This is a genomic window from Kitasatospora sp. NPDC050463 (assembly GCF_040655255.1).
Lineage (GTDB): Bacteria > Actinomycetota > Actinomycetes > Streptomycetales > Streptomycetaceae > Kitasatospora.
Genome location: NZ_JBFAJO010000070.1, coordinates 26,311 through 44,303, shown reverse-complemented (window position 1 = coordinate 44,303; position 17,993 = coordinate 26,311). Strand labels below are relative to the sequence as shown.

Here is a 17,993-nt window from a genome sequence, read left to right as displayed (position 1 = left end):
CCCGCGAGATCTACCAGGTCCTGACCACGTCCAGCACCACACGCATCACCGCTGAGCAGCTCACCACCGCTGCTTGACATCCATAAGAGCATCCGTCTCCCACCGGCCCCTGCCGACCCACCTCCCCACCCCGTCACCCGCGAAGGGCCCCACCGATGCCGGACCAGCTCCCGCGCCCCCTCCTGCGGATCGGGGACGAACGGCGGGACGTCAACGCCGCCGCCGTGCTGCGGACCGTGCTCGACCACGGGCCGATCGCGCGCAGCCGGGTCGCCGCGCTCACCGGCCTCAGCGCCTCCGCGGTGTCCCGGCAGGTGGTGGACCTCCTCCGGCTCGGACTGCTCGGCGAGCGGCCGGAGTCGACCGGTGGCGGGGTGGGGTCGGTGGGCCGGCCGCAGCAGCCGGTCGACATCGACACCGGCCGGCTCGCCGTCGCCGGGCTGCACATCGGGGTGCCGTACACCACCTTCGCGCTCCTGGACCTGCGCGGGAACGTGTTGTACCGGCAGGAGTCGAGCAACCGGGGCCGGACCGGGTACGCGGTGCTCAAGCCCCTGCTGGAACGGCTGCCCCGGCTGCTGGCCACCGTGCCCGGCGGCCGCAGGGTGATCGCCCTCGGCGCGGTCACCGGCGGCACGGTGGACCCGGAGCGGGGCATGACGGTGCGTCACGATCCTCTGGACTGGAAGGACATGCCGCTCGGCGAACTGCTGGCGCGGGCCAGCGGGCTGCCCGTCCAGGTGGACAACCATGCCCGGGCGCTCACCCAGGCGGAGATCCTGTTCGGCCACCCGGCGGCGCGCCGCAGCATGGTCCAACTCTTCGTCGGCCATGTGGTCGACGCGGCGCTGGCGGTGGCCGGCGTGGTCCACCTCGGGCCGGCCTCGGCCACCGGGGACGTCGCCCACCTACCGGTCCCCGACAGTGACGCGCGCTGCCACTGCGGCCGGCAGGGCTGCCTGGCGGCCGCCGCCTCGGACACCACGCTGTTCGAGGCGGCGGCCGCGGCCGGGGTCACCGAACGGCCGGACCGGGCCGAGCTGGTGGCCGCGGTGCGGGCCGGTGACCCGCGCGCCGACCGGCTGGTCCGCCGGCGCTCCGAGGTGATCGGCCGCGCGCTGGCACTGCTGGCGGACGTGGTCAACCCCGACCTGGTGGTGCTGACCGAGACCTTCACCGCGCTCGACCCGGCCCATCTCGACGTGGTGCGCGCCGAGTTCACCCGCCGCTCGCACCTGCGACGGGACGCGGACCTGGTGATCGCCCAGCAGCGCGGCCCGGACGCGCTGGCCGTGGCCGCCGGGGCCGCGGTGCTGGGCGTGCTGTACGCCCGGCCGCTGCAGGCGACGGCGGCGACCGCCCGGACGCCGCCGAGCGGGCGGGGCCTGCTGCGGTAGCCGCCCACCGCCGACCGGCCGCTCCCGTCGACCCCCTCCCCCCATCGCCCGCCCTCCCGTGCCCTCCCGAAGGACCCGCCATGACCGCGTTCACCTCCACCTCCCCCTCCGGCCTCTCCCGGCGCGCCCTGCTACGCGGGAGCCTCGCGGGGGCCGGCCTGCTGACGCTGGCGGCCTGCCGCTCGGCCGCGGACACCGCCTCCTCCGCCGCGAGCGGCTCGGCGACCCCGCGACGCGGCGGCGTCCTCACCGTGGGCACCGGGATCGACTTCACCCCGAGCCTGCTCTTCGCCCAGAGCGCCAACACCCTCGTCCAGCGCCTGGTCTTCAACACCCTGACCCGCTACGACGACCAGCTCCGGCCGCAGCCCGAACTGGCCACCTCCTGGCAGCTCGGCGCGGACGGCACCAGCGTCACCCTCGAACTGCGCGAGGACGTGCTCTTCCACAGCGGTCGCCGGTTCACCGCCGACGATGTGGTGTTCGCCGTCAAGAACCTGCAGAACCCGGCCCGTTCGGCTCAGCTGCGCTCCACCGCCGCCGCCGTCACCGAGTTCCGCAAGAACGGCGACTTCGAGCTGACCCTCGTCCTCGCCCACCCGGTCAGCAACCTCTTCGACCTCTTCGAGTTCATGATCATCCCGGACTCGGCCAGCGTCGAGGACGCCGTCGCCGGCACCAGGCTGATCGGCACCGGCCCCTTCACCTTCACCCAGCGCAAGCCCGGCAGCTCGATCACCTTCGCCCGCAACGACAGGTACTGGAATCCGGGCCGCCCCTACCTGGACGGGGTCGAGATCCGGATCGTCCCCCAGGCGGAGTCGCTGCTCTCCTCGCTCAGGACCGGCCAGACCCACCTCTCCTACGCCATCCGCGGCAAGGACGTGGCCACCCTCAAGGGCGACCCGCAGTTCCGGGTCAAGCAGTACGACACCGGCTCCGGCGCCTACTACATCGGCGCCGACCTCACCGCCGAGCACGTGAGCGACAAGCGGGTCCGGCAGGCCATCGCCTGGGCGGTGGACCGCGACCGACTGGTGCAGCAGGCCCTCGGCGGCTACGGCACCGTCTCGGCCGCGCCGTGGCCCAGGTCCTCGCCCGCGTACAGCGAGGCCAACGCCACCCGCTACAGCCACAACCCGGACAAGGCGAGGGAGTTGCTCAAGGAGGCCGGCGTCGGAACGATCACCCTGCCGTTCGCGCACTCCAACGACCCGGGCAACACCGCGATCGCCCAGATCCTGCAGTACGACCTGCGGCAGGTCGGCATCGAGACGGTGCTCCAGCCCACCGACTCCCCCACCATGCAGAAGCAGCTCATCGCGCAGTCCATGCCGGCCCTGTGGACGCTCAGCCACGGCTTCGCCCAGCTCCAGCCCGCCACCCTCACGGTCAGCGCCTACCCGTTCAACGAGGCCAGGAACAGCTCGCACTTCAGCTCGCCCGCCTACACCGAGCTCGTCCAGCAGGCGTGGCACCGCCCGGACAGCGACAGCCCCGAGGCCAAGGCGCTCCACCAGCGGATCACCGACGTGCTGCTGGACGAGGAGTTCGTGATCGACCTCGCCATCGGCGGCCTGGTGGAGGTGGCCGGCCGGCAGGCCCGGGGCACCGACCTCAACAAGTTCGGCTACCTCAACCTCGACGACGCCTACCTGACGGCCTGACCGATGCGCTCCTTCCTGCTCAAGCGGCTCCCTTCCGGCCTGCTCGTCCTCGTCCTCGCCTCCTTCCTGGTCTTCCTCATCCTCCGGCTGATCCCCGGCGACCCGGCCACCTCGCTGGCCGGCCCCGACGCCGGGCCGGAGGCCGTCGCCGCGATCCGCGGCCGGCTCGGCCTCGACCAGCCGCTGCTCACCCAGTACGTGGGCTGGATCGGCGACCTGCTCACCGGAAACCTCGGGCCCAGCTACGCGATCGGCGGCCGGATCTCCGACCTGATCGGCAACGGGATCGGCGCCACCGCCCAACTCACCCTCGGTGCCCTGCTGCTGGTGATCCTGATCGCGCTGCCGCTCGGCGTGCTCGGCGCCACCACCCGCCGCCGGCCGGTCGCCGCGGCCGTGCGCGCCTTCACCACCGCCGTCCTGGCGGTGCCGCCGTTCGTCACCGGCGTGCTCCTGGTGCTGCTCTTCGCGGTCACCCTCCGACTGCTGCCGGCCGGCGGCCACGAGTCCCTGCTCGACCAGCCCGACCTCGCCGTGCAGTACCTGCTGATGCCGGCCCTCTGCCTGGCCCTGCCGAGCGCCGCCGTCCTCGCCCGCTACCTCAAGGACGGCCTGGAACGCGCCCTCGCCGAGGACTACGTCCGGACCGCCACCGCCCTCGGCGTCTCCCGCCGGCGGATCGTCTGGCAGCACGCACTGCCCAACGCGCTGCCGTCCACGATCACCGTGCTCGGCCTGCAGATCGGCCATCTCATCGCCGGGGCCGTGCTGGTGGAGCGGATCTTCGCCTGGCCGGGCCTCGGCCAGCTGATCGAACAGGGGGTGATCCGCCGCGACTACCCGGTCGTGCAGGACCTCCTGCTGCTGATCGTCGCCGTCCATGTCGCCGTCCAGCTGCTCACCGACCTGGTGTACGCGTGGCTGGACCCCCGGATCCGGTGGGAGTGACCGATGACCGCCCTGACCACCCCGAGCGCCGAGGCGCCGAGGCGCACCGCCCGCGCCCACCGCAACCGCTACCTGGCCGGTCTGCTCACCGGGCGCGGCCTGACCGGCCTGACCCTGGTCGGCCTGCTCGCGCTGGCCGGCCTGTTCGCACCGCTGCTCACCGACCTCGACCCCGACGCGCAGAGCGCCCTGGCGCTCGCGGGCCCCAGCGCCGACCACCCCTTCGGCACCGACGACCTGGGCCGCGACCTCTTCAGCCGGGTGCTGCACGGCATCGGCACCGATCTCGCGATCACCTTCAGCGCCGTCCCGGTGGGCGCCCTGCTCGGCTGCTCCTTCGCCCTGCTCGCGGCCTCCTCCCGGTGGGCGGACGTCACCGTCCAGCGCGCCTTCGACCTGCTGCTCGCCTTCCCCGGGATCATCCTGGCGCTCGCCGTGACCGCCGTGCTGGGACCCGGCCGCTGGCCGGTGCTGATCGTCATCGCACTCGCCGAAATACCCGGATTCGGGCGGCAGTTGCGAGCCGGCATCCTGGTCCAGCGGGAGCGCGAGTACGCCCTGGCCGCCCGGGTCGGCGGGGCGTCCCGGCTCCGGGTGCTGCTGCGCCACGTCGTCCCCAACGCCGCCGACCCGCTGATCGTGCAGACCGCCGTCGCCCTCTCCATCGGCGTCTTCATCGAGGGCGCGATGAGCTTCCTGGGGCTGGGTGTCCGCCCGCCGGAGCCCACCCTCGGCTCCATCCTCAGCCAGTCCGTCGCCTACCTCTCCACCCACCCCACCTTCGCGGCCGCCCCGCTCGCCGCGACCACCGCGCTGGTGCTCGGCTTCACACTGATCGCCGAGGCTCTGAACAGGGGGATCCGCCGTTGAGCCGCCCAGTCCTTCAGGTACGCGATCTCACCGTCGAGTTCGGCGCCACCAGGGCCGTCGACGGAGTCGGCTTCGAGCTGTCCGCCGGCGACACGCTCGGCCTGGTCGGTGAATCCGGCTCCGGGAAGTCGACCACCGCGCTGGCGCTTTCGCGCATGCTGCCGGCCGGCGGCCGGATCACCGCCGGTTCGGTCAAGCTGGACGGACAGGACCTCGCCGCGCTGCCCGAGGCCGCGCTGCGCGGCCTGCGCGGGCGGCGGATCGCGATGATCTTCCAGGACCCGATGTCTTCGCTCAACCCGGTGCTCACCGTGGGCAAGCAGCTCGACGAGGCCCTGCGGGCCCACGGCGCGGCCAACCGGGCCGAACGTGCCGCCCGGGCCACCGTGTTGCTCGACCTGGTCGGCATCCCCGGCGCCGCCGACCGGCTGGGCGACCACCCGCACCAGTTCTCCGGCGGCCAGCGCCAGCGCATCATGATCGCGCTCGCCCTGGCCAACGAGGCCGAGGTACTGGTCGCCGACGAGCCGACCACCGCGCTCGACCCCACCGTCCAGCAGCAGATCCTCCGCCTGCTCTCCCGGATCAACCGGGAGACCGGCACCGCCCTGGTGGTGATCAGCCACGACCTCGGCGTGATCGCGCAGACCTGCCGGCGGATCCTGGTGCTCCGCGACGGCCGGGTGGTCGAACGGGGCGACACCGGCGAAGTGCTCGCCGCACCCCGACACCCGTACACCAAGCAGCTGCTGGCCGCCGTCCCACGCCTGGAGGCGCCCTCCGAGGCCGCCGCCAACAGCCTCCCGGGCCCCGAACCGCTGCTGACCGTCCGTGGACTGCGCAAGACGTACGGCCCCCGCCGACGGCCGGTCACCGCGCTGGACAGCGTCGACCTGGAACTGCATCCCGGCGAGACGCTCGGACTGGTCGGCGAGTCCGGCTCGGGGAAGTCCACGCTGGCACGCGCACTCGTCCAGGTGCACGCGCCGTCGGCGGGCACCATCCGGTTCCGGGGCGAGGAGCTCGGGCGCGGCGGCGGCCGGGCCGCCCGCCGGGAGCTGCAGATGGTCTTCCAGGACCCTTACTCCTCGCTCAACCCGCGGATGACGGCGGGCCGAATCATCGAGGAGCCGCTGATCGCGCACGGTCTCGGCAGCGCGGCCGAGCGCGCGGCACGGGTCGCCGAACTGCTCCGACAGGTCGGCCTGGAGCCGGAGTCGGCGGACCGCCACCCGCGCGCCTTCTCCGGCGGCCAGCGCCAACGGATCGGCATCGCCCGCGCGTTGGCGCCCCGGCCGAGCGTGCTGATCTGCGACGAGCCGGTCTCCGCCCTGGACGTGTCGGTCCAGGCCCAGGTGATCGAGCTGCTCGCCCGGCTCCAGCGCGAACTCGGCCTCGCCGTCCTGTTCATCGCCCACGACCTCGCCGTCGTCCGCCAGGTCAGCCACCGGATCGCCGTGATGCACCGCGGCCGGATCGTCGAGACCGGCCCGGCCGACCGGGTGGTCACCGCGCCGGAGCACCCGTACACCGCCGAACTCCTCGCCGCCGTACCGCGCCTGGACGCCGTCGGCCCCACCCTCAGGAGCACCGTATGAGCACCACCCCTGACTCCGCCCCCGAGTCCGCGCACGAGCCCGGCCACAAGTCCGTCGCCGAGCCCGCCCCCGGGTCCGCGCACGAGCCCGGGCGCCGTGACCCGTACGCCGGATTCGCCGGCACCGTCGGCCGTACCTTCGGCGCGTCCAGCCCCGCCTGGCCGCAGCCGGTCCGCGCGCGCGAGGGGGCGCCCAACATCGTCGTCGTACTGATCGACGACATGGGCTACAGCGACATCGGGCCGTTCGGCGCCGAGATCCCCACCCCCACCCTGGACCGCCTCGCGGCCGACGGCGTCAAGCTGGCCAACTACCACACCATGCCGCTCTGCTCGCCCGCCCGCGCGGCGCTGCTCACCGGCCTCAACCCGCACCGGGTCGGCTACTCCTTCGTCGCCAACGCCGACCCCGGCTTCCCCGGCTACGGCATGGAGGTGGCCGCGGACATCCCGACCCTGGCCGAGACGCTGCACGACAACGGCTACGCCACCTACGCCGTCGGCAAGTGGCACCTGACCCGCGACTCCGCCTCCAACGCCGCCGATGACCGCGCCAACTGGCCCTTGCAGAAGGGCTTCGACCAGTACTACGGCGTCCTCGAAGGCCTGACCAGCCTGTTCCACCCGCACCAACTCGTCCGCGACAACAGCCCGTTGGACATCGACGAGTTCCCCGACGACTACTACTACACGGACGACATCACCGACCGGGCCATCGCCATGGTGAAGTCGCTGCGCGCGCACGACGCCGACAAGCCGTTCTTCCTCTACCTCGCGCACAACGCGGTGCACGGCCCGCTCCAGGCCAAGCCCGCCGACCTCGCCCGGCACCGGGGCCGCTACGACGGCGGCTGGGACGAGCTGCGCGCCGCCCGCTTCGCCCGCCAGCTCGCCGCCGGCCACTTCCCCGCCGGTACCGAGCTGCCCGACCGCAGCACCGAGGCCGGCCACGACGTCGGCCCGTGGTCCGAACTCACCGACGTCCAGAAGGCGCTGTACGCCCGCTACATGGAGGTCTACGCGGCGATGGTCGACAACGTCGACCAGAACCTCGGCCGGCTCACCGACACCCTCGCCGCGCTCGGCGAACTCGACAACACCATCATCGTGTTCACCTCCGACAACGGCGGCACCGGCGAGGGCGGCGCCGAGGGTACCCGCAGCTACTTCAGCCGCTTCGTCCACCACCCGAACCTGCCGGCCGACTGGAACCCCGACGTCGAGCGGGAGATCGAACTGATCGGCGGCCCGCAGAGCCTGGTGCACTATCCGCGCGGCTGGGGCATGGCCTCCAACACGCCCTTCCGCCTCTACAAGGGCCAGACCTACGCGGGCGGCGTGCGGGTGCCGTTCGTCCTCTCCTGGCCGGCCGGCCTGCCGCGCGCCGAGAGCGACCCCGGAGTCCGGCCGCAGTACCAGTACGTCACCGACATCCTGCCCACACTGCTCGAACTCGCCGGCGTGGAGCGGCCGTCGGAGCGCGCCGGGCAGCCGGTGCAGTCCCTCGACGGGATCAGCTTCGCGCCGGTCCTGCGCGATCCGGCGGCCGAGTCCACCCACCCCGAGCAGTACTGCGAGATGACCGGCAACCGCAGCTACTACCGGGACGGCTGGAAGCTGGTCACCCTGCACCGCTTCGGCGCGCCCTACGACGACGGCGAGTGGGCGCTCTACGACCTGCGCACCGACCCGACCGAGATCCACGACGTGGCCGCCGAACACCCGGACCTCGTCAAGGAGTTGTCCGCCGCCTGGGAGGCCGCCGGCTGGCGCAACGGCGTCTTCCCGCTGACCGACGGCAGCGGCGCGCTCGCGCTGCGCGGCCCGGAGGCCGAGCGGCTGCGGCGGCCGGTCACCCTGCTCGCGGGCACCCCCGAGCTGGAGCGGTACCGCTCGTCCCGGCTGATCTCCTTCCGCTCCTTCCGCATCGAGGCCGAGCTGACCGCGCACGGCGCCGACGACCAGGGCGTGCTGGTGTCGCACGGCGACCAGGGCGGCGGCTACAGCCTGTACGTCGAGCACGGCCGACTGCGGTTCGCCTACAACCAGTACGGCGAGCTGATCGAGGCCGACGGCGGCCCGCTCGCGCCGGGCGCGCACCTGATCACCGTCGAGGCCACGGCGGTGGCGGACCTCCGGTGGGAGTTCCGCCTGCTGGTCGACGGCGCCGAGGGCGGACGGCTCGGGCCGGTCCACCAACTGATCGGCATGGCACCGTTCCAGGGCATCAGCGTCGGTGTGGACCGCAAGTCCCCGGTCTCCTGGCCGGTGTACGAGCGGCACCGCTCGTTCCGCTACACCGGCGGCCTGCGCGCGGTCACCTACCGGCCGGGCGACCCGGCGCCGTACGACCCCGAGACCGTCGCCCGGGCACTGCGCGACGCCGCGGCGGCCTTCGAGTAGCCACGGCGGCTCCCCGGGTGGCCGCGGTGGCTCTCGGGTGACCGTGGCGACCTCCGGCCACGGGCCGGGCCGGCCCTCCTCCGGGACCGGCCGGCCGGGTTAAGCTCACCGTCGTACGCATGCCACACATTCAGGGGGGACCTGTGATCGGCGAACTGCTTCCCGCATCGGTCGTGGTGGAGACGGCCTACGACGACCCGCCGCAGGCCCGGCTGGAGCCGGCCGAGGAGGCCGTCGTCGCCCGCGCCGTCGAGACCCGGCGACGGGAGTTCACCACCGTCCGGTACTGCGCCCGCCTCGCGCTCGGCCGGCTCGGCGTCCCGTACCGGCCGCTGGTGCCCGGCCTGCGCGGCGCACCGAGCTGGCCCGACGGGGTGGTCGGCAGCCTGACGCACTGCGCCGGCTTCCGGGGCGCTGCCGTCGCCCGCGCGGGCGAGGTCGTCTCGATCGGCATCGACGCCGAACCGGCCGAGGCCCTGCCGGAGGGCGTGCTCGACACCATCGCGCTCCCCGCCGAGCAGGAGCGCAACGGCAAGCTGCTCGCGGACCACCCGGGGCTTCCCTGGGACCGGCTGCTGTTCAGCGCCAAGGAGGCCGTCTACAAGGCCTGGTTCCCGCTCACCGGCATCTTCCTGGACTTCTCGGAGGCGGACATCACGCTGCGTCCGGACGGCACCTTCCACGCCGTCCTGCTGGTCCCGGGCCCGGTGGTGGGCGGGCACCGGCTCTCCGGGTTCGACGGGCGGTGGGTGGTGCGCGACGGCCTGCTGGCCACCGCGATCACCGTCCTGCCGGGCGCCCGCGGGTAGCACCCGGGTGGCGCACGGCGGCCCGGGCCGCCGGGGCGTGGGCCTGACGCCGGGGCGGCTCGATCGGGAAGGGCCGGATCGGCCGCCTGGGGTTCCGGCGGCCGGCCCGGCTCAGAGTTTGAACAGCTTGTCGTAGGGCTGCACGACTCGCACCTGGTGCGAGCCGAAGTCGACCAGGACCGCGCCCTGGCCGCCCGTCTCGATGCTGATGATGCGGCCCAGACCGTACTGGTCGTGGGTCACGCGGTCACCGGTGGCGAACTCCTTGAGCGGCGGTGGAACCTCGGATCGGAAGGGACTGGTGGGCAGGTGGCGTCTCGGCGCAGGTGATTTCGTCATCCCTGGAAGTATGCGCCCAGTTCGCGGTCCCGGGCCGCACCAGGTCACCGAATTCCAGGATCCGGGCGGGCTGCCCGGCCCCTCGACACCGGCCGGCGCCGGGGGCGGCGCGAGCACCGGGGCGCCCCGTTCCGGTGGCGTCCCGGCTCCGTGCCTGCTCCGTTCCAGCTCTGTTCCGGTGCCGTTCCCGTCCCCTCCCCGCCTCCGGGCGGCCCCGCCGGGACGGCCGCCGCCGCCGACCCCGGCCCCCGGAGCGCTTCCCGTTACGGGGTGGGCGAGTTCGGACGATCCCTTGACAAACCGGGCTCCGGCCGGTGCGGCGTCCGGGCGAGCCGCGCCCGGCGGCTCAGGCCAGGGCGTCGCAGAGGCGGACGAAGCGGCGGCCCGCCGCCAGCATGGTCGGCAGGGCCGCCGCGAAGCCGGGAGCCGTCCCGCCGCCCGGGTGGTTCATGTGGGCGATCACGATCGCGCCGGGCGGCGCGGCCGCCACCTCGCGCCGGACCTGCGCGGCGCCGAGGGTGGCGCCGCCGTCCCCGTTGACGGTGAAACCGGCCACGCGTTCGCCCAGCCCGGTGACGATCCGGGTGGCGACGTCGTCGTAGTGGGCGGTGCCGGAGCGGAAGAAGCGCGGCGGCCGGCCGAGCAGGGCGGCCAGCTTCGCCGCGTTGCCCGCGACCTCGTCGTACACCTCGCCCACGTCCCGGGTGCCCCTGATCCCGTACGCGGAGCGGCCGGCGACCGAGAGCGGGCGGTGCGCCGTCCCGTGGTTGGCGATCTCGAACAGCGGATCCGCGGCGAGGCTCTCGAACTCGGCGGGGTTGGCGTCGATCCAGCGGGCGTTGAGGAAGAGGGTCGCGGGGACGCCGTTCGCCCGGAGGAGGTCGATCAGGTCCGCGTCGTAGCCGGAGCCGCCCGGGCCCCCGCAAGCGTCGAAGGTGAGCGCCGTGGCCTGCTCCCCGTCCGGCAGCACGGTGATCACTCCGGGAACCTCCAGCCCCCAGTCCCCCGGTGCGGCGTCCCCGTACCTGGCGACCACCGCGGCCCGGCCGGCGGCGGGAGCGGGCAGCGGTTCGGGCGCGGCGGGCGGCTCCGCGACGGCCGGAGGCACCGAAGCGGGCGGTGCGGAGGGCGGTACGGAGGGTACGGACGCGGGCTCGGCAGCGGTGGGCTCGGCAGCGGCGGGCGCGGCCGCCGTGGTGCCGCCCTGCGGCCCGCGACCGGCCCCGGCGAGCGGCTGACACCCCGCCAGCGCGCCGCCCGCCGCCAGCACCAGGACCACCCGACGACTCAGTCCCATGCCCATCCCTCCACATTCGTCATAAAGTCAGACAAACCACCCGTCTGCTTCTATGAATACCGATCGGCCACCACCCGCAACTCCACGCCCCGGCCGCCCCGCCGCTCTCTGCGGCCACCAGCGAGCCCCCGGCCGCGGGCGGACCGGCAAGCCGGCCGGTCCGACGTCCTACTCCGGACAGCCCAGTCGTCCGGCTGCCCGGGCCGCCCGGGCCGCCCACCGAGGAGCCCCGATGCCCGAACCACACCCGGCCGCCGAGCACGGCGCCGACCGCATGCGCACCGTCCTCACCGGGCTCGCCCTCGGCGAGTCGCCCCGCTGGCACGACGGCCGGCTCTGGCTCTGCGACTGGGGCGCGCAGGAGCTGATCACGGTCGGGAGCGACGGCCGGGCCGACGTCGCCGCCGTCGTCCCCTCGTTCCCGTTCTGCATCGACTGGCTGCCCGAGCCGGACGGCCGCCTGCTGGTCGTCGCCGGCGGCGACCGGCGTCTGCTGCGCCGCGAGGCGGACGGCACCCTGGCCCCGTACGCGGACCTGCGGCCGCTCTCCGACCGGCCGTGGAACGAGGTGGCCGTGGACGGGCGCGGCAACGCCTACGTCAACGGGATCGGGTTCGACCTGATGAGTGGCGAAGCCCCCGCCCCGGGGCTGCTCGCCCTGGTCACCCCGGACGGCGCGGTCCGCCGGGTGGCCGACGACCTGGCCTTCCCCAACGGCATGGCCGTCACCCCCGACGGCTCGACGCTCATCGTCGCCGAGTCGTACGCGAGCCGGCTCACCGCCTTCACCATCGCGCCCGACGGCGGGCTGACCGACCGCCGGACCTGGGCCGAGGTGGCCGGCTCGGCACCGGACGGCATCTGCCTGGACGCGGAGGGCTCGGTCTGGTTCGCCGACGTCCCCGGCCGCTGCTGCGTCCGGGTCCGCGAGGGCGGCGAGGTGCTGCGGCGGATCGAGCTCGACCGCGGCTGCTTCTCCTGCGCCCTCGGCGGTCCGGACGGCCGGACCCTCTTCCTGACCGCCGCCCGGTGGCCGCCCCCGCAGGGCGTCCGCACCGGCCGGCTGCTGGCCGTCGAGGTCGACGTCCCGGGGCACCTTCACTGACCCGCCCCACCCCGGTGGGGCCCGGCTCACCGGCGGTTCACCGGCGGGGGTAGGGAGCCGGGCGTACCGGCCGGGTGTCCGCCCGCCGCCGGTGTCCGCCCGAGACCGGAGGCTCCGATGACCGACCGCGACACCGACCGTGACACCGAGCCCGACCGTGGCCCCGAGCCCGCCCGCCCCGGCGGGGCCGACCGGCCCGACGCACCGCGGGCCGGCGCACTGCGGGCCGACGAGACGCCGGCCGACCGGCTCGGGCTCGACCGGCGTGGCCTGATCCGAACCGGTCTGGCCACCGGCGCCGTCACCGCCCTCGGTCTGGCCGCCGCCGCGCCCACCGGGGCGGCCGCCGCGACACCCGACCGGACTACCACCCTCGCCGGCCATCTCCCCACCGGTGCCCCGGACTTCGTGCTCCTGCCGTTCGACGTCCCGGCCGGCGTCCGGGAGATCGCCGTCTCCTACGGCTACGACCGGCCGGCCGTCCCCGCCGGGACGCCCGGCAACTCCTGCGACATCGGCCTCTTCGACGAGCGCGGCACCGAACTCGGCGGCCCCGGCTTCCGAGGCTGGTCGGGCGGGTTCCGCACCGAGTTCACCGTCGCCCGCGACCGGGCGACGCCCGGCTACCTGCCGGGGCCGATCCGCCCCGGCAGGTGGCACATCGTGATCGGCCCCTACCAAGTAGCGCCGCAGGGGCTCGACTACCGCGTCGAGGTCACGCTCCGGTTCGGCGCGCCGGGGCCGGAGTTCACCCCGTCCTACCCGCCGGAGCGGGCCCGCGGGCGGGGGTGCGCCTGGTACCGGGGCGACTCCCATCTGCACACCGTGCACTCCGACGGACGCCGGCTCCCGGCCGAGGTGGCGGCGGACGCCCGGGCGGCCGGGCTGGACTTCATCGTCTCGACCGACCACAACACCAGCTCCGCGCACGGCGCCTGGGGGTCGCTCGCCGGCCCCGACCTGCTGATCGTGCTCGGCGAGGAGGTCACCACCCGCAACGGCCACTGGCTGGCGCTGGGCCTGGAGCCCGGGCAGTTCGTCGACTGGCGCTACCGCGCGCGCGACGATGCCTTCCCGCGCTTCGCCCGGCAGGTCCGCCGCCAGGGCGGCCTGGTGGTGCCCGCGCACCCGTACTGCCCGTACGTCGCCTGCCAGTGGAAGTTCGGCTACCAGGACGCCGACGCGGTGGAGGTCTGGAACGGGCCGTGGACGTACGACGACGAGTCGGCGGTCGACGCCTGGGACGCCCAGCTCGCCGTCGCGCTGCGCGAGGGGCGGCCCTGGCTGCCGGCCGTCGGCAACAGCGACGCGCACAGCGCCCCGCAGGTCGTCGGCTCGCCGCACACCGTCGTCCGGGCCGAGGACCTCACCCGGGCGGCGATCCTCGACGGCCTGCGGGCCGGCCACAGCTGGCTGGCCGAATCGGCCGCAATCGAGCTGGACCTCACCGCCACCGGGCAGGGCCGCCAGGCGGGCGTCGGCGAGCAGCTGACCGTCCCGGCGGACGCTCCGGTGGACGTCCGGCTCACGGTGTCCGGTGTGCCCGGCGGTACCGTCCGACTCCTGACCGACGAAGGCCAGCTGCACCAGGAGTCCCTGCCCGCCGACGGCACCGGCACGGTGATCTGGCGCACCACCGCCTCGCTCGCCGCGTACGTCCGGGCCGAGGTCCGCCACCCCCGGGCGGACGGGACGCCGGGCCGGGGCAATGCGATGGGGCCGGAACTCCCTTGGGGGCCGATGGCGGCACTGACCAACCCGATCGTGCTGCGGTCGCCGAAACGGCCCGAGGACCGGGAGGAGAACCGTTAGGAGAACCGGCGGGGGACCGGCCGGGGAGCGGTCCGAGGACCGACGGGGGGAGGACTCGGGGCACCGGCGTGGACTAGGTTGATCTCTGACAGCAGTCAGTCGTAGGGACGAGGCGGTCGGCTGTCCGTACCCTGGTCCGGCTGCCGGATCCTGGTCCGGCTGCCCGTACGTTTCCGGCCGGCCCGTGCCTTTCGGCCGCCGCCCCTCCCCCCGGCACCTCGTCCGTCCCCCGGCCCGCGAAGGGATCAGCAGCTGTGAACCGTACGACCGTAGGTGGGACGGAGCTCGGGGGCGGTCGGGGCGCCGGTGGCGTCGTCGTCCTCGCCGACCCGGCCGGGGCCGGGAGCGCCACGGTCGCGCCCCTGCTGGCGAAGGCGTTGCACCCCAGCGTGCACCTGCGGGCGGACGACTTCCGCAAGGCCATCCGGCAGGGGTTCGTCGCGGCGCACCTGCCGCAGGCTCGCCGGCAGAACGAGACGGCCCTGGCGGCCGCCACCCAGGCCGCGTTCGCCTTCGCCACCGGCGGCTACCAGGTGGTGCTGGAGGCCACGCTCGCTCCGCAGGCGCTGGACCTGCTGCGCCGCGAGAGCCGCACGACCGGGGCGCCCCTGCACTACGTGGTGCTGCGGCCGGCCGGCGGCCCCGAGGAGCCGGGCCCGCCGGACCGGCACGCGGTGGACACCGCGGCGCAGCCCGCGGAGACGGCCGGGGCCGTGCTCACCGGCCTGGCCCGGGGGGCCTTCCTGCTCGGCTGGTGAACCCGACGGACGCGGCCCTCGGCACCCCGGTGGACCGGGGTGCCGAGGGCCGCGCGCCGTGCCGGGGCCGGTCGTCGCGGCCTGGTCGGCGAGATCAGCCGGCGGCCGGCTCGGGGTCGCGACGGCGGGTGCCGATCAGGCCGAGCGCGCCGCCGAGGAAGAGCAGGGCCCCGGTGGTGGTCAGCAGGATGTCGGTGGCCCCCGCACCGGTGGAGGCGAGGGAACCACCGCCCGGCGCCGCGGGCGCGGGGGCTCCACCGGCGGCCTGGGTCGGCGACGGCGACTGCGCCGCGGCGTCGCCCGGACCGGCCGGCGTGGTGGTCGTACCGGCCGGGGTCGCGGGCGGCTTGGACGTCGTGGTCGTGTTGGTCGCGCCCGAGCCCCCCGGCGCGCTGGACGTCGCCGTCGTGGGCGCGGCCGTGGGCACCGGCGTCGGCGGGAGCGTGGCCGGCGGCGAGCTCGGCGGGACGCAGGCCGTCCGGGCGGGCGTCGGGGTACCGGTCGCGGGGCCGGGCAGCGAGGGCTTGGGCTCACCGGCCGACGGGGCCGCGTCTGCCGGCCGGGCGGTGGTCGGGGTCGGCAGCGGCCAGGTGGTCCGGCCGGGGCCGGCGGGCAGGGTGGTGACGACGGACGGACTCGGGCAGGGGGCGTCGCCGCCGGGCACCGAGTCCGCGTGGTAGCCGGCCACGATCCGGGTGAAGTCGTACGCGGTCTGCTGGACGCCGCTGCACGTCGCGGTGGTGAAGGTGCCACCCGCGCACGGGCGGTCGCGGTTGACCGCCCAGAAGCCGAACCGGGCCAGGTGGTGGGTGGCGGCGAAGTCGCGCACGGAGCGGAAGTCGGCCGGCGTGAGCTGCTCGCCCTGCTGGTCGGTGCGGCCGTTCATGGACGAGAGGCCGGAGTGGCGCCAGGCCTTGTCGTCGTCCCAGTCGTAGGCGGTGGCGACGGCCCGCTGGAGGCCGGTGACGGCGGTGACGGTCGCGGCCGCCATGGTGCCGTCATGACCGGTGAAGTCGAACGGCATCGCCGTCCAACCGTCCACCACCAGGCCGGTCTTGGCGGCCAGCGTGATCAGGTCGGCGCCGTCCGCGTCGGGGCCCGCCTGGTCGACCGGGAAGGTGACGTAGACGAGCAGACCGGGGTTCTTGGCCTTCAGCGTCTTCAGCGCGTCGACCACCCGCTTGCGCACCTCGGGGGTGCTCAGCTCGGTCGACTCGATGTCGATGTCCACCGCCTTGAGACCGTGGGCGTCGACCACCTTCTGGTAGGCGGCGGCCAGTTCGGCCGCGGTGGCGCAGCGCTCACCGAGCTTGGCGCCGTCCCAGCCGCCGAAGGAGGCGAGGACCTCGCCACCGGCGGCCCGGATCCGCTTGATCGCCTTCTCGTCGCCGCCCCCGGTGAGGGCGCGGTTGCCGTCCCACTTGGGGTCGCAGCCGCCGCCGGAGAGGACGAAGGAGAGGGCGAACTGCCGCAGCCCGGTGGCCTTCATGACCGCGACCGGGTCGGGGGCGTCGCCCCAGCCGAGGTACTCGGAGACGGCGTTGAGGCCGATCGGGTCCGCGGTGTCGGCGGTGACGGCGGCGGGCGCCTCGTACTGCGTGAGGATGAGCGCGGCGCCGGCGACGAGGGCGGTGGAGGCCGCCGCCATGCGTCGGCGGCGGGTGAGCCGGTGTTTGGGCATCGGGACTCTCCTGGGCTGGGAGCGGACGGGCGGACCGGCCCGGCGTCCGACACGCGGAGCGCCCCGGCGGCCGCCCTCCCACAAGGGCACCGCCGGGGCGCCAGGGGGCCCGGATCCCGCCGGGGCGCGGGAGCCGGGAGTTCCATGGCCGGAGTCGGACGCGAGACCTGGGCCGGTGGGCCCGGGACACACCGCGCGCCGTACGCCGGGCGCGGCTCTCAGCTGTAGCTACGGACGGGCCGCGCCTCCCGGTTCACGCACTCCGGGTCAGACTGATCGTCAGGATGACCGGACCGGACCGGAGTTGGCCACCGGCCAGGGGCGGTTGAACCGGCGCCCGCACGGGGGAACGAGCGCCGGTGGCGGTACCGCCACCCTGAAGAACGGACGCGGTCCGCGCCGCGGTTCAGCGGTACGAAGGATTTCCTGAGGTCAGCGCAGCGGCGGGAGGGTGCGGCCTGCGGCGGGCCGCGCCGCCCCCCGAACCCCTAGGCTCGCTCCCGTGACCACGACCTACGTACTGGCCGGCACCCGGATCGCCACCCTCGAAGACTTCTGGCTGGAGATCGGCCAGGCCGTCAACGGCCCCGGGGGGTACTTCGGACGGAACCTCGACGCCTTCGCCGACTGCCTCTCCGGCGGCTTCGGCACCCCCGACGACGGGGACTTCCACGTCGAGTGGCGCGACCACGAGACGTCCCGGCGCGCCCTCGGCCACCCGGAGACGGCACGTCAGCTCGAACTGCGCCTCGCCCGCTGCCACCCCTCGAACCGCCCGGCCGTCGCCGAGCAGCTCCGGGCCGCGCGCGCCGGGCAGGGCCCGACCGTCTTCGACTGGCTCGTCGAGATCTTCGAGGAACGCGCCCCCGGAGCCCTCCGACTGCGCTGAGCCGACTGCGCCGAGCCGACTGCGCCCCGCACACCGCCCGTCGCCGCCGAGGTGCGCTCCGCAGCGCCGCCGACCACAGTGAGGTGGTGAGCATTCGCGTACTCCTCGAAACCGAACTCGTCCGCACCTCGGCGGTCGGTGAGACCACCGACTACGTCGAGGGCGTGCGTGCCGTGCACGCGGCGTCGGCCGGCCCGGAAACGGGCGGGGAGCCCGACGAGCTGACCCTCTGCGGCATGGGCACCGGCCGGATGCGACGGGATCCGTACCGGCCGCCCGGGCCCGATGCCCCGTGGTACCCGCCGCAGTGGAGCGGCAAGGTGTGCCCGCACTGCGACCGCGTCGTGGCGAGCGCCTGAAACGCACGGGTCCGGAGGCGGCGTGCCTCCGGACCCGGGGACGTCGACCCGCGCGGGGGCCG

Annotated in this window: 15 protein-coding genes; 12 read left to right on the top strand and 3 right to left on the bottom strand. The window is 74.8% G+C overall.

Going from position 1 to position 17,993, the window contains the following annotated elements; translation table 11 throughout:
* Positions 1 to 155 precede the first annotated feature (155 nt).
* The 7 genes from AB0J08_RS32295 to AB0J08_RS32265 all read left to right on the top strand — a co-directional run bounded on the left by AB0J08_RS32295 (position 156) and on the right by AB0J08_RS32265 (position 9,691).
* Positions 156 to 1,397: an ROK family protein gene (locus AB0J08_RS32295; RefSeq protein ID WP_360641410.1), complete on the top strand. Its 1,242-nt coding sequence runs from the start codon at positions 156 to 158 to the stop codon at positions 1,395 to 1,397.
* An 80-nt stretch (positions 1,398 to 1,477) separates the two neighbouring features.
* A complete protein-coding gene (locus AB0J08_RS32290; RefSeq protein ID WP_360641409.1) occupies positions 1,478 to 3,064 on the top strand; it encodes an ABC transporter substrate-binding protein in 1,587 nt (528 codons plus the stop codon).
* A 3-nt stretch (positions 3,065 to 3,067) separates the two neighbouring features.
* Complete coding sequence (locus tag AB0J08_RS32285; RefSeq protein WP_360641408.1) at positions 3,068 to 4,012, top strand: ABC transporter permease; 945 nt, start codon at positions 3,068 to 3,070, stop codon at positions 4,010 to 4,012.
* A gap of 3 nt (positions 4,013 to 4,015) precedes the next feature.
* A complete protein-coding gene (locus AB0J08_RS32280; RefSeq protein WP_360641407.1) occupies positions 4,016 to 4,882 on the top strand; it encodes an ABC transporter permease in 867 nt (288 codons plus the stop codon).
* Positions 4,879 to 6,480, top strand: coding sequence for an ABC transporter ATP-binding protein (locus AB0J08_RS32275; protein WP_360641406.1), 1,602 nt, complete (start codon positions 4,879 to 4,881; stop codon positions 6,478 to 6,480). Before AB0J08_RS32280 ends, AB0J08_RS32275 begins: the two co-directional genes overlap by 4 nt.
* On the top strand, positions 6,477 to 8,882 hold the full coding sequence (locus tag AB0J08_RS32270; RefSeq protein ID WP_360641405.1) for an arylsulfatase: 2,406 nt from the start codon (positions 6,477 to 6,479) through the stop codon (positions 8,880 to 8,882). The genes AB0J08_RS32275 and AB0J08_RS32270 overlap by 4 nt, the downstream gene beginning before the upstream one ends.
* 143 nt (positions 8,883 to 9,025) lie before the next feature.
* Positions 9,026 to 9,691 (top strand): 4'-phosphopantetheinyl transferase superfamily protein, encoded by a 666-nt coding sequence (locus tag AB0J08_RS32265; protein WP_360641411.1) that lies wholly within the window; start codon positions 9,026 to 9,028, stop codon positions 9,689 to 9,691.
* Positions 9,692 to 9,802: 111 nt separating this feature from the next.
* Here the strand turns inward: AB0J08_RS32265 and AB0J08_RS32260 are convergent, their stop codons facing one another.
* Together AB0J08_RS32260 and AB0J08_RS32255 are read right to left on the bottom strand one after the other, a co-directional pair.
* The gene (locus tag AB0J08_RS32260; protein WP_360641404.1) at positions 9,803 to 10,030 is read right to left on the bottom strand and encodes a hypothetical protein; all 228 of its coding nucleotides are present in this window, start codon (positions 10,028 to 10,030) and stop codon (positions 9,803 to 9,805) included.
* 346 nt (positions 10,031 to 10,376) lie between these two features.
* On the bottom strand, positions 10,377 to 11,327 hold the full coding sequence (locus AB0J08_RS32255; RefSeq protein WP_360641403.1) for a polysaccharide deacetylase family protein: 951 nt from the start codon (positions 11,325 to 11,327) through the stop codon (positions 10,377 to 10,379).
* Positions 11,328 to 11,559: 232 nt separating this feature from the next.
* Here AB0J08_RS32255 and AB0J08_RS32250 point away from each other — a divergent pair, with 232 nt between their 5' ends.
* From AB0J08_RS32250 to AB0J08_RS32240, 3 genes are all read left to right on the top strand, one after another.
* The gene (locus AB0J08_RS32250; RefSeq protein ID WP_360641402.1) at positions 11,560 to 12,432 is read left to right on the top strand and encodes an SMP-30/gluconolactonase/LRE family protein; all 873 of its coding nucleotides are present in this window, start codon (positions 11,560 to 11,562) and stop codon (positions 12,430 to 12,432) included.
* Positions 12,433 to 12,549: 117 nt separating this feature from the next.
* Positions 12,550 to 14,244 (top strand): CehA/McbA family metallohydrolase, encoded by a 1,695-nt coding sequence (locus AB0J08_RS32245; protein ID WP_360641401.1) that lies wholly within the window; start codon positions 12,550 to 12,552, stop codon positions 14,242 to 14,244.
* A 254-nt stretch (positions 14,245 to 14,498) separates the two neighbouring features.
* On the top strand, positions 14,499 to 15,002 hold the full coding sequence (locus AB0J08_RS32240) for an ATP-binding protein (protein ID WP_360641400.1): 504 nt from the start codon (positions 14,499 to 14,501) through the stop codon (positions 15,000 to 15,002).
* Between the two features lie 94 nt (positions 15,003 to 15,096).
* Here the strand turns inward: AB0J08_RS32240 and AB0J08_RS32235 are convergent, their stop codons facing one another.
* Complete coding sequence (locus tag AB0J08_RS32235; RefSeq protein ID WP_360641399.1) at positions 15,097 to 16,683, bottom strand: glycosyl hydrolase family 18 protein; 1,587 nt, start codon at positions 16,681 to 16,683, stop codon at positions 15,097 to 15,099.
* Between the two features lie 502 nt (positions 16,684 to 17,185).
* On the opposite strand from AB0J08_RS32235, the gene AB0J08_RS32230 reads away from it, so the two are divergent.
* Together AB0J08_RS32230 and AB0J08_RS32225 are read left to right on the top strand one after the other, a co-directional pair.
* On the top strand, positions 17,186 to 17,572 hold the full coding sequence (locus AB0J08_RS32230) for a barstar family protein (protein ID WP_360641398.1): 387 nt from the start codon (positions 17,186 to 17,188) through the stop codon (positions 17,570 to 17,572).
* 86 nt (positions 17,573 to 17,658) lie between these two features.
* Complete coding sequence (locus AB0J08_RS32225; RefSeq protein ID WP_360641397.1) at positions 17,659 to 17,931, top strand: hypothetical protein; 273 nt, start codon at positions 17,659 to 17,661, stop codon at positions 17,929 to 17,931.
* Positions 17,932 to 17,993 lie beyond the last annotated feature (62 nt).